Raw genomic sequence first — 15,377 nt, 5'->3', positions numbered from 1 at the left:
TGTCCCTGGCCAGCTCGGCGAAGCACTCCTGGCCGAACGGGCACTTGGCTGCGCCGAGGCACTCGCGGTGGTTGACCGAGACCTGGCGCCACTCGCGGTCGGTGTGCCGCGGCGCGTGGTCGCGCTCGCCGCTGCCGCCCTGCTCGGCCTCCTCCTCGGCCCACGCGCGGAGCTCGAGCACCTTGCTGGCCATCGGGCCGACCGGGACGTCGACCAGGGTGCCTTGGTCGTCGGGGACGCCGGCCCGGATCCGGTGCAGGCAGGCGTAGTTGGAGCGGCCCTTGAGGACGGCGTAGGACGCGTCGACGCCGGGCAGCTCCCCCACCGCCTCGACCAGCCGGGGGAGGTCGCGCTCGACCAGCTGGTGCTGGAGGGCCAGCGTCGCGGTGGCCACGACGACCCGGCTGTCGTGCAGCAGGGCCGGCACCAGGTAGGCCAGCGACTTGCCGGTGCCGGTGCCGGCCTGGACGAGGAGGTGGGTGCCGTCGACCATCGCCTCGGCGACCGCCTCGGCCATCTCGATCTGGCCGGACCGCTCCTCACCGCCCAGCGCGTCGACAGCCGCCGCCAGCGTGGTGACCACCGGGCTGCCCCCAAGGGCGGGCACCGACGCGCGGTCGGCCTCGGTCGCAGTCACCCGGAAACCCTACGGCGGAGCCCGGACAGTCGGGTGGCGCCATCCCCAGGTTCTATGTTCCTCCCATGATCGATGGGTACTCGACAGTCCGGACGCCCGACGGGCGCAGCCTCGAGGTGCTCACCGGTGGTGATCGCGACGGGTTCCCGCTGCTCTTCCACGGCGGCTCGCCGTCGGCGGCGCTGACCTACGAGCCGATCGAGCGTTCGACGCGCGAGGCGGGCCTGCGGCTGATCACCTACTCGCGGCCCGGGTACGGCGGGTCGACGGCGTACCCGCGCGACGAGCCGCGGTTCGTCGACGACGTGGCCGACTCGGCGGCGATCCTCGACGCGCTCGGCGTGGACCGGTTCGTCACCGCCGGCTGGTCGGGCGGGGGCCCGCGGGCGCTGGGCTGCGCGGCGCTGCTCCCGGACCGCTGCCTGGCCGCTGCTTCCATCGCGGGTGTCGGGCCGCACGACGGCGAGGGGCTGGACTGGAAGGCCGGGATGGCCGAGGAGAACCTCGCCGAGTACACCGCTGCCGAGGCCGGTCGCGAGGCCTACGCGACCTACCTCGAGGCGGAGTTCACGCCAGTGATGCAGGCCAGCGCCGACGACATCGCCGAGGCGATGGGCGGGCTGCTGCCGCCGGCCGACAAGGCGGCGATGGACCGTGGCTTCACCGAGTGGCTGACCGAGACCTTCCACCGGGCCGGGGTCCAGGGCACCGCCGGGGTCCTCGACGACGGCCAGGCCGCGGTCCGGCCGTGGGGGTTCGACGTGGGGTCGATCACCGTGCCGACGCTGGTCTACCAGGGGCGGCAGGACGCGATGGTGCCGTTCGCGCACGGGGAGTGGCTGGCCGCGCACGTGCCCGGCGTGGAGGCGCACCTGACCGACGAGGACGGCCACCTCACGCTGGTGACCCGGTTCGACGAGATCTTGGCCGACCTCAAGCGGCTCGCCGGGATCTGACGCTCACCGCAGGGTCGGTCCCCGTCTAGCCAGGTCAGTCCTTGGTGGCGAACGCCGCGTCGAAGGCCGCCTCCGGGGCGTCGAAGGCGAGCCGACGGACGAACTCCAGCGCCTCGGGCGCGCCGACCAGGCGGTCCATGCCCGCGTCCTCCCACTCGACCGAGATCGGGCCGTCGTAGCCGATCGTGTTGAGCATCCGGAAGCACTGCTCCCACGGGACGTCGCCGTGGCCGGTGGAGACGAAGTCCCAGCCGCGCCGCGGGTCGGCCCACGGCAGGTGCGACCCGAGCCGGCCGTTGCGGCCGTTGCCGACCTGCCGCTTCGCGTCCTTGCAGTCCACGTGGTAGATCCGGTCCTTGAAGTCCCAGAGGAAGCCCACCGGGTCGAGGTCCTGCCACACGAAGTGGGAAGGGTCCCAGTTGAGGCCGAACGCCGGCCGGTGGCCGATCGCCTCGAGCGTGGCGACGGTCGTCCAGTAGTCGTAGGCGATCTCGGAGGGGTGGACCTCGTGCGCGAACCGGACGCCGCACTCGTCGAAGACGTCGAGGATCGGGTTCCAGCGGTCCGCGAAGTCCTGGTAGCCGGCGGCGACCTGCTCGGCGGTGGCCGGCGGGAACATCGCGACGTACTTCCAGATCGACGAGCCGGTGAACCCGATGACGGTGTCGACGCCGAGCCGCTGGGCGGTGCGCGCGGTCAGCTTCATCTCCTCCGCGGCGCGCTGCCGGACGCCCTCGGGGTCGCCGTCGCCCCACACGTGCGCGGAGAGGATCGCCTCGTGCCGAGCGTCGATCGGGTCGTCGCAGACGGCCTGGCCCTTGAGGTGGTTGGAGATCGCGAAGACCTTGAGGTTGTACTTCGCGAGCACGTCGAGCTTGCCCCGGATGTAGGCGTCGTCCTCGGCGCCCTGCCACGGGTCGAGGTGGTCGCCCCAGCAGGCGATCTCGAGCCCGTCGTAGCCCCACTCCGACGCCAGCCGGGCCACCTCCTCGAAGGGCAGGTCGGCCCACTGGCCGGTGAACAGGGTGATCGGTCGGGTCATGGCGTCTCAGTCCTTTCGATGGCCTGCCAGGAACGCGTGTCGGAGCTGGTCTCGACGGCGGCGAGGACGCGCTGCACCTGCAGCCCGTCGGCGAACGACGGCTCCGGTTGCTCACCCTCCGCGATCGCGCGGACGAGGTCGACCACCTGGTGGGTGAACCCGTGCTCGTAGCCGAGCCCGTGCCCGGCCGGCCACCACGCGGCGACGTAGGGGTGCCCGGGCTCGGTGACCAGGATCCGGCGGAACCCGGCCGTCTCGGCCGGCTCGCTCGCGTCGTAGAGGTGGAGGACGTTCATGTCCTCGAAGTCGAAGGCCAGGCTGCCGGCCGAGCCGTTGACCTCGATGCGGATGGCGTTCTTGCGGCCGGTGGCGAAGCGGGTCGCCTCGAAGACACCGAGCCCGCCTCCGGTGAACCTGGCGATGAACACGGCCGCGTCGTCAACAGTGACCGGACCCCGCTCGGTGCCGGCCGAGCCGGACAGACCGGAGTGCTCGGTCGCGACCGGCCGCTCCTTGACGAACGTCTCGAGCTGACCGGACACCTCGGTGATCTGCTGGCCGGTGATGTGCTGGGTCAGGTCGATGATGTGCGCGCCGATATCGCCCAGGGCGCCGGACCCGGCCCTGCTCTTGTCCAGCCGCCACGACAGCGGCGCCTCGGAGTCGGCGATCCAGTCCTGGAGGTACTGCGCGCGGACGTGGCGGACCTCGCCGATCCGGCCCTCCTGCACCAGGCGGCGGGCCAGGGCGATGGCCGGCACCCGGCGGTAGGTGAAGCCGACCATCGCGCGTACGCCGCCGGTCGCGGCCACCTCGGCGGCCGCGGTCATCTGCTCGGCCTCCGCCACGGTGTTGGCCAGGGGCTTCTCGCACAGCACGTGCTTGCCGGCCTCGAGCGCGGCGATCGCGATCTCGGCGTGGGTGTCACCGGGGGTGCAGATGTCGACGAGGTCGACGTCCTGGCGCTCGACGAGGCGGCGCCAGTCGGTCTCCGACTCGGCCCAGCCGAGCCGCTGCGCCGCCTCGGCGGCGCGGGCGGCGTCCCGGCCACACAGCACCTGCATCACCGGGGCGAGCGGGAGGTCGAAGAAGCGCGGGGCGGTGCGCCAGGCCTGTGAGTGGGCGTTGCCCATGAAGGCGTGGCCCACCATCCCCACCGTGAGGGTGGGACGAGGGGTGGTCATCGAGTGCTCCGTTCAAGGCGGGGTGGGTCCTGGTCGGCGCGGTCCCGGGGTGGGTGGGCCGGGCGGCACTGCGTGCCCGGCCCACCGGCCTCCGGGTCAGCCGATCAGGACTCGAAGGCGCTGTCGATGTACTGGTCGACGTTGTCGGCCGTCACGACCGGCGCGTAGAGCTGGACCGTGCGCGGGACCTCGACCTCGACCAGGTCGCTCATCGACTTCCCCTGGACCAGCAGCCGGGCCAGCTTGATGCCGTCCGCGGCCTGGGTCGAGGGGTAGATGACCGTCGCCTTGAGCACGCTGTCACCCGACTGGATCTCACGCATCGCGTTGGCAGAACCGGCCCCGCCGATCATCGCGAACTCGTCGCGGCCGGCGTTCTCGATCGCCGCGAGGACGCCCACGCCCTGGTCGTCGTCGTGGTTCCAGAGCACGTCGATCTTCGGGGCGGCCTGGAGGAGGTTCTCCGCCGCCTCGGTGCCGGACTCGACGGTGAACTCCGCGGCGACCCGGTTGTCGACGTTCTGGTCGCAATCGGCCAGCGCGTCCTTGAAGCCGCGGCTGCGGTCCTGGGTCAGCGGCAGGGAGTCGATGCCGGCGATCTCGGCGATGACCGCGTCGGGGTTGTCGCCGACCTGGTCGCACGCCCACTGGCCGGCCGAGACTCCCATGCCGTAGTTGTCACCGAGCACCGTGACCCGCGCGGCGTTGGGGTCGTCGAACTCGCGGTCGACGTTGATGACCGGGATGCCGGCCTGCATCGCCTCGAGCGCGATCGGCGTCATCGCCGCACCGTCGAAGGGCAGCAGCACGATGGCGTCCACCTTGTCGTTGATGAACGTCTCGACCTGGCTGATCTGCAGGTTGACGTCGTTGGTGCCCTCGGCGACCCGGAGCTCGATGTCGTCGTAGTCCTCGGCGACCTTCTTGGCGGACTCGGTGATCGAGCCCATCCAGCCGTGGTCGGCCGCGGGTGCCGAGAAGCCGATGACGACCTTGTCGCCTGCTTCGTCGTTCGAGCCGGACGCGGCCTGGGACGTACCGCCGCTCGCCTTCTCGTCGTCGTCGTCGTCGGATGCGTTGCTGGTGCAGGCGGCCAGGGAGAGCACCGCCAGACCGGCGATCGCGCTGGTGCCGAGCTTGGTGCGGAAGGAACGGTGGGACTTCATCTGTGCTCCTGAGTGCAGAGGGATGGTGCTGGTTCGTGCTGGTTCGTGCTGAGTTGTGCTGGTACGCCGATGCGTCAGGTACTGCTGTTCCGAGACGCCAACCGCTGCTGGAGGAGCACGGCGGCGACGATGATGACTCCCTTGAGGAGCTCCTGCTCCGAGATGGAGCGGTTGTTGAGGATGAAGATGTTGTTGAGCGTGGTGAAGATCAGGACGCCGAGGACGGTGCCGACGATCGTGCCGCGGCCACCGGAGAGCAGGGTGCCGCCGATGACGACCGCGGCGATCGCGTCGAGCTCGTAGAGGTTGCCGTGGGTCGCGCTGCCGGTGGTGGTGCGGGCGACCAGCATCAGGGCGGCGATCCCGCAGCACACGCCGACGAGGACGTAGAGGTAGACCGTGTGGCGCCTGACCGGGATGCCGGCGAGACGGGCGGCCTCCGGGTTGCCGCCGACCGCGACCGTACGCCGGCCGAACGTCGTGCGGTTGAGGAGCACCCAGCCGACGAGCGCGACCAGGACGAAGGTCCACACGTGGACGTCGACGCCGAGGATCTCCCGGTTGAAGAACTCACGGACCTCGGTGACCCGGACGATCTGGGTCTTCCGGTCGCTGATGATCTGGGCCAGGCCGCGGGCGCTGGCGAGCATCGCGAGGGTCATGATGAACGGCACGATGCGCCCGTAGGAGATCAGCAGGCCGTTGACCAGGCCGCAGCCGGCACCGACCGCCAGGGCGACGAATGCCATCACCAGCCAGTGGGTGTCCTCGGCCATGTTCTGCGTCGCCAGCGTGGTGCACCACACCGACGACAGCGCGACGATCGCGCCGACCGACAGGTCGATGCCGCCACCGATGATCACGAAGGTCATGCCGATGCTGACCACGCCGATCGTCGCCGCGGAGCCGAGGATGGTGAGGGCGTTCGCCGACGTCGCGAACCGGTCGCCCGCGGTGATGACGCCGATCACGCAGAGCAGCCCCAGCGCGATGACGAGCCCGAGGTTGCGGCCCACGCTGGTGCGCAGCAGGGCGAGGGCCTGGTTGGGCTCGCGGGTGGTTTCGAGCGCGGCCTGCTCGACCCGCGTGCTGTCCTGGCTCATGCTGACACGGCCTTCCCCTCCATGACGAGGTCGAGGACCCGGGCCTCGTCGATGTCTGTCGCAGCGGACTCGTGGACGACCTCGCCCTCCCGGACCACGAGGACCCGGTCGGCGAGGCCGAGCACCTCCTCGATCTCGCTCGAGACGACGACCACGGCGACCCCGCGATCGGCGAGCGACCGGATGAGCTGGTAGATCTCGGACCGGGCGCCGACGTCGACGCCGCGGGTGGGCTCGTCGAGCAGCAGCACCCGGCACTCACGGAGCAGCCAGCGCGCCAGCACGACCTTCTGCTGGTTGCCGCCCGACAGGGTGCGCACCACGCGGGTGACGCCCTCGGGGCGGACGTCGAGGCTGGCGGTCAGCTCGGCGGCCCGGCGGCGTTCCTGGCTCTTGTCGAGGAACCCCAGCCGCGCGAACCGGGTCATCGACGCCATCGTGATGTTGCGGTAGACCGCCTCGTCGAGCAGCAGCCCCTGGCTCTTGCGCTCCTCGGGGGCCAGTCCCATGCCGGCATGCACGGCCGAGGTCACCGAGCCCCTCCGCAGCCGCTTGCCGTCGACGCTGACCCTCCCGGAGGTCGCCCGGCGCGCGCCGTAGAGCGTCTCGAGGATCTCCGAGCGTCCGGCGCCGACCAGCCCGGCCAGCCCGACGATCTCGCCGGCGTGGACGTCGAGGTCGACACCGGTGAACACGCCCGCGAGGCCGAGGTCACGGACCTCGAGCATCGGCGTCCCGCGACCACCGGTCTGCTCCGTCCGGGGCGGGAAGACGTACTCGATCGAGCGCCCGGTCATCAGCCTGATCAGCTCGGCGGTAGGGGTGTCGGCGACGGCGAGACCGGTCCCGACGGTGGCGCCGTCCTTGAGCACGGTCAGCCGGTCGCCGATCTGGCGGATCTCCTCGAGCCGGTGGGAGATGTAGACGACCGCGACACCCTCGGCGGTGAGGTCCCGGATCACCCGGAAGAGGTTCTCGACCTCCTGCTGGTCGAGGACCGCGGACGGCTCGTCGAGCACGAGGAGCCGGGTGTCGTGCGAGAGGGCTCGCGCCATGCTGACGATCTGCTGGTTGGCCGGCGACAGGTCGCCGACGAGCCGGGTCGTCGGGATCTCCGAGTGCCCGAGCCGCGCAAGAAGGGCGCGGACCAGCTCGTGCGCGCGGGACCGCTGGGTGAAGCCGGCGCGGGCGACCTCGTGCCCGAGGAAGACGTTCTCGGCCACGTCGAGGTGCGGGACGAGGTCGAGCTCCTGGTAGATCGTCGAGACGCCGTGCTCGATCGCCTTGGCGGGCGTGGAGAACGACACCTGCTCGCCGGCCCAGGTGATCGTGCCGTCGTCGGGCTGGTGGAACCCGGACAGCACCTTGATGAGCGTGGACTTGCCGGCGCCGTTCTGGCCGAGCAGGCAGTGCACCTCGCCGGCGCGTACGTCGAGGTCCACGCCGTCGAGCGCGCGCACGCCTGGGAACTCTTTGACGATGCCGGTCATCTGCAGCAGCACGCTTCCCGCGGCCGGGGTCGTGGTCACCGGGCGGCCCCCTCGGCGAGAGCGCGCGGCTCGATGCAGGTGGGGTCGGCGAAGACCGTCTCGAGCGCCAGCGCGGCGCCTCCCCGGACCGCGGCGGTGAACCCGAGCGTGGACAGCTCGACCCGGGTGCCGCCGGCGTCCGGCGCCAGCACGCCGGCCAGGAGCTGCGCCTCGATGGCCACGCGCATGTGGTGGCCGACGGCAGCGAAGTAGCCGCTGAGCACGATCGACGCGGGGTTGAGCACGTTGGTCAGCAGCGCGGCGCCCACCCCGACCCAGCCACCGACCCGCTCGAGCGCGGCGAGGGTGCGAGCGTCGCCGAGCGAGGCCCGCCGGTTGAGCTCGGCGAGCCGGTCGTCGATCGCCAGCGCCGGGTCGCGGACCGGGTCGTCGGGGTCGGCGGCGAGGTCGAGAAGCGCGCGCAGCCCGGTGACGGTCTCCCAGCACCCGACCCGGCCGCACCCGCACCGACGGCCCTGCGGCTCGACGATCATGTGGCCGAACTCGCCGGCGTACCCCTGTCGCCCGCGCAGCAGCCGGCCCCCCGCGACGATGCCGCCGCCCACGCCGACCTCGCCGAAGATCACCAGCACGTCCTGCCGGTCGGGATCACCCGGGGTCGCCTCGGCGATGGCGGCGAGGTTGCCCTCGTTGTCGACCGTGATCGGCAGCCGGGCACCGAGGCGGCTGCGCAGCAGCTCACCGACAGGCACGTCGTGCCAGCCGAGGTTGGGGCCGTGGGTGAGCACGGCGCGGGTGCGGTCCACCAGCCCCGCCACGCCGACGGTCAGGCCGACGGCCTCCATGTCCCGGCCCTCGAGGTCGGTCAGGGTGGCGCGGACCAGCTCGGCCAGCCGGTCGAGGACCTCCTCCACCGGGACGGCCCGGGTGTCGAGCGCGATCTTGTGCTCGCTGACGACCTGGCCCCGGAGGTCGAGGGCCAGCGCCGAGACGTGGTTGACGTTGATCTCGGCGCCGAGCCCGCCGACCGCGCGGCCGTCGAGGGCGACGCTCGTGCCCGGGCGGCCGACCCCGCCCCGCTCGACCTGGCCGGTGCGGACCAGTCCGCGCTCGGCGAGGTCCGCGACCAGCGCCGAGACCGCCGACCGGGTCATCCCGAGCTCGCCGGCGAGGCCGGCCCGAGAGCGCGGCCCGTGGTCGCGGAGCCGCCGCAGCACGAGCCCGAGGTTGGTCCGGCGCACGGTGAGCTGGTCTGCGCCAGCGGTGGCCAACGGGTCCAGGGACGAGATGCCGGCCACCTCCTCGCGCAGTGAACGCCGTCACTTGTTTGTCCGGTCGCCGCACAAACTAGGGCCAGACCGGCCCCCACTTCAAGGCTTTGCGGGCTACGAATTGCGGTTCACTGCTACAACTTCCGCCATTGCTGGACAAAGTTGTGGACATCGGACCCATGCTTGGACCACGCCCCCGCGCGAAGTCAGTCCGATCGCGGGTAGCGCGTCACGCCGCTCCGCCAGGTGGCGAGGAGTAGACCGCCTCGCTGACCAGCCGGGCTGCCCCCACCACGCCGCCCTCGGCCCCGAGCTCGCTCAGCACGATCGGCAGGTTGCCCGTCGCGAGCGGCAGCGAGCGGCGGTAGGTCACACCGCGGATCTCGGCGAGCAGCGAGTGGCCGATGCCGGTGACACCGCCGCCGATCACGATCAGCCCCGGGTTGAAGAACGACACGAGGCTGGCCAGCACCTGGCCGATCCGGTGGCCGCTGTCTCGGATCAGCTGCACCGCCACCGGGTCGCCGAGCTCCACCGCCGACCCGACGTCGGCGGCGGTGAGCGACCCGCGCTCGGCGAGCAGATCGGCCAGCACCGTCGAGCGACCGGCGCGCGCGGCCGCGGTGGCGTCCCGGGCCAGCGCGGCGCCGCCCGCGAACGCCTCGAGACACCCGGTGTTGCCGCAGGCACAGGTCGGGCCGAAGTCGTCGACCCGGATGTGCCCGATGTCGCCCGCGCACCCGTCCACCCCGCGGTAGAGGTCGCCGTCGACGACGATCCCGCAGCCGATACCGGTGCCGATCTTGACGAACAGGAAGTCCCGCGCGGTCTTGGCGACCCCGGCGTGCTGCTCGCCGACCGCGAGCACGTTGACGTCGTTGTCGAGGACGACCGGGCAGCCGAGGTCACGGGAGACGGCGTCGCGCACGGGGTAGCCGTCCCACCCCGGCATGATCGGCGGCGACACCGAGACACCCCGGTGGAAGTCGACCGGGCCGGGGACGCCGACGCCGGCCCCGCTGAGCTCGGCGACGCCGGCCTCGCCCATCACCTCGCGGACCATGTCGAGCGCGAGGGCGAGCACGGTCTCGGGGCCCTGCTTGATGTCGCAGAGCCGGTGGCGCACCGCCAGGGTGGTCAGCCGGCCGTCGGTGACGCCGACCGAGAGGCCGGTGGCGCCGATGGCGATCCCGGCGAACCGGATGTCGGGTGAGAGGTCGACCAGGACCGACCTCCGGCCGCCCCGCGAGGCCGCCGGTCCGGCCTCGATCGCGAGCCCCAGCTCACCGAGACGGCCGACCTCCACGCCCACGGTGGTGCGGGACACCTCGAGCCGGTCGGCCAGCTGGGCCTTCGACAGCGGCCCCTCGTCGCGCAGCTCGGCGAGCAGCCGGGCCTGCAGCCGGCTCTCGGTCCTCCCCGCCAACCAATGACGCACGCCGCGCATCCTCGCACGGGCCCGGTCGGTCGACGCCGGGCCCGGTGGCGGTCACCCCAGGGCGGCGATCCGGTCCGCCACGGCGTCGCCGAATATCCGGTGCCCGGCCGGCTGCGGGTGCAGCCGGTCGGACAGGTAGGGCAGCTCGAGGTCGACCATGGAGAGGTAGGGCACGCCGTACTTCGCGGAGAGGTGGGCGAGCAGCCGGTCCACGCGCGGCACCGCCTTCGCGCGCGCGAGCGCCATCGCCGGGCCGACCACGACGGTGCGGTACGGCGCGGCCTCGGTCATCACCCGCGCGAAGCCCGCCTTGATCTCGGCCCGGGTGCGGTCGAAGTCGTTGAGGCCACCTTCGACCACGAGCAGGTCCGCGCCGTTCTTCAGAGCGGCGGGGGCGCGGTCGGCGAACGACACCCGGCCGCAGGGCGAGGCCTTCTCGCTGAAGCCGCTGCCGGCGAAGCCGGCCACGTGCACCCGGCCCGGCAGTCGCGACGGCCACGACTGCGCCGGGTGGTCGAGCCCGAGCCCGGCCGACCACGAGTCGCCGACCACGACGACCCGCTCACCGGAGCCGGTGACCATGCCGGCACGCTTGATCGAGTCGGCCGCGAACCGGTCGCAGCGGCTCAGCCCCGCACCGCGGGCCCGGGTGGCCAGGACTCCGGTGGCGACGAGGGCGCAGACGAGCGCCGCGACCATGAGGAGCGCCGTACGACGGCGCGACAGGAGGACCCGAGAGAGCACCCGGCAAGTGTGCGGAGCCGGTGCCGGTTTCCGAATGGCTAGAGGGGGTGGTTCGGGGGCCATTCCGGGAGGCCCCTGAGGTGCTCGATGACTAGTCCGGGGACTTCCCCGAGCGCGCTAGCGCCCTCCGGCCTGGCGGGTGATGTAGCTGACCGCGACGAACCGCTGGAAGACTCCGAGCAGGTCGTCACCGGTGATCAGGACGGTGCGCTCGCCGGTCCGCTCCACACCGTCGACCCAGGTCGCCACCTCGGCCATGTCGCCCGTTCGGGTGTCGAGCTCGAGCCGGACCGGGGAGTCGACCGACGCCACGGCGACCGCCCCCGCGGCGACCTTCTCGACCGCCCGCTTCGCGGCCTCGCGGATCCGGTCGCGAGCCTCGTGCGGGTGGAGGTTCAGCGCCGAGAAGCGGGTGATCGACTCCTTGACGACGACGTGCTCCGCGTCGGGCGCGAACGGCTCCGCCTCGGCCTTGGTCACCTGGTCGCCGGTGACGAGCGCGATCGGGACGCGATGGTGCTGGGTGACGAGGGCGTTGAGCCCGCTCTCGCCCACCCACTGCCCGTTGACGCGAGCCGCGGAGAACACCTCCGGGTTGTAGGTGTGCGACATCGTCGACGGCGGCCCCGAGATCGAGCCGTGGTAGCCGACGAGGAAGACCGCGTCGACGGTGTCGTCGAGTCCCTGCATCATGTAGAGCGGCTTGTGCCGGCCGGCGAGGTAGCTCGCCCGGCCGTGCAGCTGGGCAGGGTCGAGGTTGTGCATCCGGCCGTGCGAGTCGTTGACCACGATCTCGTCGGCACCGGCCGCCAGTGCCCCGTCGATCGCGGCGTTGACCTCGCCCAGCATCAGGGCACAGCCCCGGGCGTAGGCGATCGAATCGTCCGGCGTGCACTGCGACCAGTCCACGATCCCGGCGACGCCCTCCATGTCGCAGGAGATCCAGAGCTTCACCCGCAGTGGTCTATCAGACGGCGTACGACGCCAGCTCGCCGGCGAGGTCCTCGTTGGCACGACCGGCCACGATCGTGCCGTCGGCCGTGTGCTCCATGGAGTCGATCTCGCCGTGCTGGTGGAGCCGGTTGATCAGATCACCGCGCTCGTAGGGGAGCAGCGCCTTGAACTCGACCCCGGGCCGTGGGAGCTCGCGCTCCACGTAGGCGAGAGCCTCCGCGATGCCCTGGCCGGTCTTGGCGCTGACGACCACCGAATGGGGCTCCTCGCGCTGCAGCCGGGCCAGCACGAGTGGGTCGGCCGTGTCGGCCTTGTTGATCACCACGACCTCGGGCACGTCGGCGGCGCCGATCTCGGCGAAGACCTCGCGCACGGCTGAGAGCTGGCCCTCGGGGTCTGCGTGCGAGCCATCGACGACGTGCAGGATCAGGTCGGCGTCGGCGACCTCCTCGAGGGTCGAGCGGAACGCCTCGACGAGCTGGTGCGGCAGGTGCCGGACGAAGCCGACGGTGTCGCTCATCGTGTAGACCCGGCCGTCGGCCGTGGTGGTGCGGCGGGTGGTCGGGTCGAGGGTCGCGAACAGCGCGTCCTCGACCAGCACGCCCGCGTCGGTGAGCCGGTTGAGCAGCGAGGACTTGCCGGCGTTGGTGTAGCCGGCGATCGAGACGCTGGGGATGTGGTTGCGACGCCGCTCCTGGCGCTTGGTGTCGCGGGTCCCCTTCATCTCCTTCAGCTCCCGGCGGAGCTTGGCGATCCTGGTGTTGATCCGGCGCCGGTCGGTCTCGATCTTGGTCTCGCCGGGGCCACGGCCACCGATGCCGACGCCGCCGGCGGCGCGGCCGCCGACCTGGCGGGACAGGTTGCCGCCCCAGCCGCGGAGCCGCTGCTTGAGGTAGTTGAGCTGGGCCAGCTCGACCTGCGCCTGGCCCTCCTTGGACTTCGCGTGCTGGGCGAAGATGTCGAGGATCAGCGCGGTCCGGTCGACCACCTTGACCTTGAGCCGGTCCTCGAGGTTGCGCAGCTGGCTCGGCGCGAGCTCGCCGTCGCAGATCACGGTGTCGGCGCCGGTCGCCTGGACGATCTCGCGGATCGCGTCGACCTTGCCCCGGCCGACGTACGTCGCGGGGTCGGGCGACTGCCGACGCTGGTAGACCGCCTCCAGCACCTCCGAGCCCGCAGTCTCGGCCAGGAGGGCCAGCTCGGCCAGGGAGTTCTCGGCGTCCTCGACCGAGCCCTCGGTCCAGACGCCGACCAGGACCACGCGCTCGAGGCGGAGCTGGCGGTACTCGACCTCGGTGATGTCCTCGAGCTCGGTCGACAGGCCGGCGACCCGGCGCAGCGCGTGGCGCTCGGCGAGGTCGAGGGCGCCGACGCTCGTATCGAGCTCCGCAAGGTCGCGGTCCTCGGGGTCCTCGGTGTCGTCCGGGTCCCAGGCCGCGGTCTCCTCGAGCTCGTCTGCCAGATCGAAGTGCTCAGCGTCGAAGTCGGGGTCCAGCTCGATCGTCGAGTCGGTCGTGTCGACCGGCTCGAGGCCGTCGGGGTCGAGGTCAGGTGCGTTCGTCATACGCCGTCCAGCCTACGTTCGGGCGCCAGCGACACGCATGTCGTTTCCCTTGAATGGGCGAAGCCCAACGGCGCTGGCCCGGTGGTAGCCTGCCCCGGCTCGGGCAGGTAAAAGACAGGTCCGACGACCCATCCAAGGAGACATCTACATGCATCGTCGTCTGCGCTCCAAGCGCCTCGCAGGTCTTGCGGCCACCGGCGTGGCGCTGGCCGTCCCGCTCAGCCTCGGGGTGGCACCAGTCGCAAGTGCGGCACCCGCACCCGACATCAAGGTCACCCAGAACTACTCCGACGAGATCGTCCCGGGTGACGGCCTCTCCTGCAACTCCGGCGGTACCGACCAGTTCGTCTCCGACAACCAGTACCTGCGTCGGTTCGACCTGAACTTCCACAACGCCGGTGGCGGCATCACCATCTCCTCGGTGACCATGGGCGTCGAGATCGCGGACAGCGGCGACAACAACGTGCCCGGCTCCTTCAATGTCTACGCGCTCGACCACACCGCCGACCTGACGAGGGCCAACCTCGGTGCACCGCTCGCCTCGGTCACGGTCAACTACTCCAACGGCACCCTCGACACCCACTCCGTGACGGCCCCGGTCACCGCGACCATCCCGGCCGGCAAGGACCTGGTGATCGAGGCAGCGATCGACGAGGCCACCGACGACGAGGTGTTCTTCCCGGGCGCCAACGAAGCGGCGGAGCTCGGGCCCACCTTCCTCGCGTCGGAGGGCTGCGGGATCACCGACCCGGTCACCATGGGTGACATCGGCTTCGACGGCCTCGCCGTCGTCCTGTTCGCCCACGGCAAGACCACGGCCTGCAAGACCGCCGAGACCAACGCCGCCAACGCCGCGACCGCCGCCGCAGCAGCCGCGGCCGGCGTGACCAAGGCGACCGGCGCGGTCGACAAGGCCAAGAAGAAGCTCAAGAAGGCCAAGAAGTCGCACAACCCGACCAAGATCAAGAAGGCCAAGAAGAAGCTCAAGAAGGCCAAGAAGTCGCTGAAGGCAGCCCAGGCTGCGGCAGCGGCCGCCAACGCGACGCTCGCCACGGCCACGGCCACGCAGAACACCACGTGCGCCCAGCCTGCTCTGCCGCCAGCGCCGGTGCGTCCTGCGCAGGGCAGCAGCCAGCACTCGACCGGGTCCTCGAACGGGTTCTCCTTCTCCGCTCGTTCCTGACACCGATCACCCGTCAGCACGGGGCAACCGGGCCGGTCCGTCACCCTTCACGGGTGGCGGGCCGGCCCGTAGCCGTTGACGGCGCGATCCGGCAGGCTTCAGGTCCATGGCCACGACGCGCGTCTCGCCCGACGGTCGCGAGATCGCTGCGCTGGTCGACGACCTGCCCTGCGGGCGGCATCTGCAGTGCCGCTTCGTCCTGGGGCTCTCCGGCTCCCCCGGCGCCGGCAAGACGACGCTGGCGGCAGCGCTCGCGGCGTCGTACGGCGTCCCGGTGGTGCCGATGGACGGGTTCCACCGTCCCAGTGCAGAGCTCGCGGCGGTGGGCCGGCTGGACGCCAAGGGTGCGCCGGACACCTTCGACGCGGAGGGGTACGCCGCGCTGCTGCGCCGACTCCAGGCCGGCGGCACCGTGCTGGCGCCGTCGTTCGACCACCGGCTGCCCGACCCGGTCCCGGACGCCATCGAGATCCCGGGCGAGGCCGGCCTGGTGGTCACCGAGGGCAACTACCTGCTCCTCGACGAGCCGCGCTGGCACGCCGTCCGCCGCGAGTGCGACGCGGTCTGGCACCTCGTGTGCGACGAGGAGACGCGGATCGAGCGGCTCGTGCAGCGGCACAACGACTCCGGCAAGGACCCCGCCCA

General features: G+C 71.8%; 14 protein-coding genes. 3 read left to right on the top strand and 11 right to left on the bottom strand.

What is annotated here, in order from left to right:
- Window positions 1-637: ATP-dependent DNA helicase (locus VFV89_RS14945; RefSeq protein ID WP_329706748.1), on the bottom strand; the 637-nt coding region annotated here is incomplete at its 3' end.
- A gap of 65 nt (window positions 638-702) precedes the next feature.
- On the opposite strand from VFV89_RS14945, the gene VFV89_RS14940 reads away from it, so the two are divergent.
- Window positions 703-1,593 (top strand): alpha/beta hydrolase, encoded by an 891-nt coding sequence (locus tag VFV89_RS14940; protein ID WP_329706747.1) that lies wholly within the window; start codon window positions 703-705, stop codon window positions 1,591-1,593.
- A 34-nt stretch (window positions 1,594-1,627) separates the two neighbouring features.
- Here the strand turns inward: VFV89_RS14940 and VFV89_RS14935 are convergent, their stop codons facing one another.
- The 10 genes from VFV89_RS14935 to hflX all read right to left on the bottom strand — a co-directional run bounded on the left by VFV89_RS14935 (window position 1,628) and on the right by hflX (window position 13,549).
- Complete coding sequence (locus tag VFV89_RS14935; protein ID WP_329706746.1) at window positions 1,628-2,635, bottom strand: sugar phosphate isomerase/epimerase family protein; 1,008 nt, start codon at window positions 2,633-2,635, stop codon at window positions 1,628-1,630.
- The gene (locus VFV89_RS14930) at window positions 2,632-3,819 is read right to left on the bottom strand and encodes a Gfo/Idh/MocA family oxidoreductase (protein ID WP_329706745.1); all 1,188 of its coding nucleotides are present in this window, start codon (window positions 3,817-3,819) and stop codon (window positions 2,632-2,634) included. Before VFV89_RS14930 ends, VFV89_RS14935 begins: the two co-directional genes overlap by 4 nt.
- A 104-nt stretch (window positions 3,820-3,923) precedes the next feature.
- Complete coding sequence (locus tag VFV89_RS14925; protein ID WP_329706744.1) at window positions 3,924-4,985, bottom strand: substrate-binding domain-containing protein; 1,062 nt, start codon at window positions 4,983-4,985, stop codon at window positions 3,924-3,926.
- A gap of 74 nt (window positions 4,986-5,059) precedes the next feature.
- Window positions 5,060-6,088 (bottom strand): ABC transporter permease, encoded by a 1,029-nt coding sequence (locus VFV89_RS14920; protein ID WP_329706743.1) that lies wholly within the window; start codon window positions 6,086-6,088, stop codon window positions 5,060-5,062.
- Window positions 6,085-7,617, bottom strand: coding sequence for a sugar ABC transporter ATP-binding protein (locus VFV89_RS14915; RefSeq protein ID WP_329706742.1), 1,533 nt, complete (start codon window positions 7,615-7,617; stop codon window positions 6,085-6,087). Before VFV89_RS14915 ends, VFV89_RS14920 begins: the two co-directional genes overlap by 4 nt.
- On the bottom strand, window positions 7,614-8,876 hold the full coding sequence (locus tag VFV89_RS14910; protein ID WP_329706741.1) for an ROK family transcriptional regulator: 1,263 nt from the start codon (window positions 8,874-8,876) through the stop codon (window positions 7,614-7,616). The genes VFV89_RS14915 and VFV89_RS14910 overlap by 4 nt, the downstream gene beginning before the upstream one ends.
- A gap of 202 nt (window positions 8,877-9,078) precedes the next feature.
- Window positions 9,079-10,287, bottom strand: a complete 1,209-nt coding sequence (locus tag VFV89_RS14905; RefSeq protein WP_329706740.1) for an ROK family transcriptional regulator — start codon at window positions 10,285-10,287, stop codon at window positions 9,079-9,081.
- Between the two features lie 51 nt (window positions 10,288-10,338).
- Window positions 10,339-11,031, bottom strand: coding sequence for an SGNH/GDSL hydrolase family protein (locus VFV89_RS14900; RefSeq protein WP_329706739.1), 693 nt, complete (start codon window positions 11,029-11,031; stop codon window positions 10,339-10,341).
- Between the two features lie 117 nt (window positions 11,032-11,148).
- Entirely contained in the window at window positions 11,149-11,985 is an 837-nt protein-coding gene (locus tag VFV89_RS14895; RefSeq protein WP_329706738.1) for a M55 family metallopeptidase, read from the bottom strand.
- Window positions 11,986-11,998: 13 nt separating this feature from the next.
- A complete protein-coding gene (hflX, locus tag VFV89_RS14890) occupies window positions 11,999-13,549 on the bottom strand; it encodes a GTPase HflX (protein ID WP_329706737.1) in 1,551 nt (516 codons plus the stop codon).
- A gap of 148 nt (window positions 13,550-13,697) precedes the next feature.
- Here hflX and VFV89_RS14885 point away from each other — a divergent pair, with 148 nt between their 5' ends.
- Entirely contained in the window at window positions 13,698-14,732 is a 1,035-nt protein-coding gene (locus VFV89_RS14885) for a hypothetical protein (RefSeq protein WP_329706736.1), read from the top strand.
- Window positions 14,733-14,838: 106 nt separating this feature from the next.
- Window positions 14,839-15,377, top strand: a 539-nt coding sequence (locus VFV89_RS14880; protein ID WP_329706735.1) for an AAA family ATPase, incomplete at its 3' end; no start/stop codon positions are given.

Source organism: Nocardioides sp. (genome assembly GCF_036274455.1).
In the GTDB taxonomy this organism is placed as follows: Bacteria; Actinomycetota; Actinomycetes; order Propionibacteriales; family Nocardioidaceae; genus Nocardioides.
Note: the sequence above shows the minus strand (reverse complement) of the source record. Positions and strands in the feature narration are given on the sequence as shown.

Bases quoted from the DNA above. Each gene is read 5' to 3' on its own strand.
- VFV89_RS14940 (WP_329706747.1), top strand. From the start codon at position 703: ATGATCGATGGGTACTCGACAGTCCGGACGCCCGACGGGCGCAGCCTC.
- VFV89_RS14935 (WP_329706746.1), bottom strand. From the start codon at position 2,635: ATGACCCGACCGATCACCCTGTTCACCGGCCAGTGGGCCGACCTGCCC.
- VFV89_RS14930 (WP_329706745.1), bottom strand. From the start codon at position 3,819: ATGACCACCCCTCGTCCCACCCTCACGGTGGGGATGGTGGGCCACGCC.
- VFV89_RS14925 (WP_329706744.1), bottom strand. From the start codon at position 4,985: ATGAAGTCCCACCGTTCCTTCCGCACCAAGCTCGGCACCAGCGCGATC.
- VFV89_RS14920 (WP_329706743.1), bottom strand. From the start codon at position 6,088: ATGAGCCAGGACAGCACGCGGGTCGAGCAGGCCGCGCTCGAAACCACC.
- hflX (WP_329706737.1), bottom strand. From the start codon at position 13,549: ATGACGAACGCACCTGACCTCGACCCCGACGGCCTCGAGCCGGTCGAC.
- VFV89_RS14885 (WP_329706736.1), top strand. From the start codon at position 13,698: ATGCATCGTCGTCTGCGCTCCAAGCGCCTCGCAGGTCTTGCGGCCACC.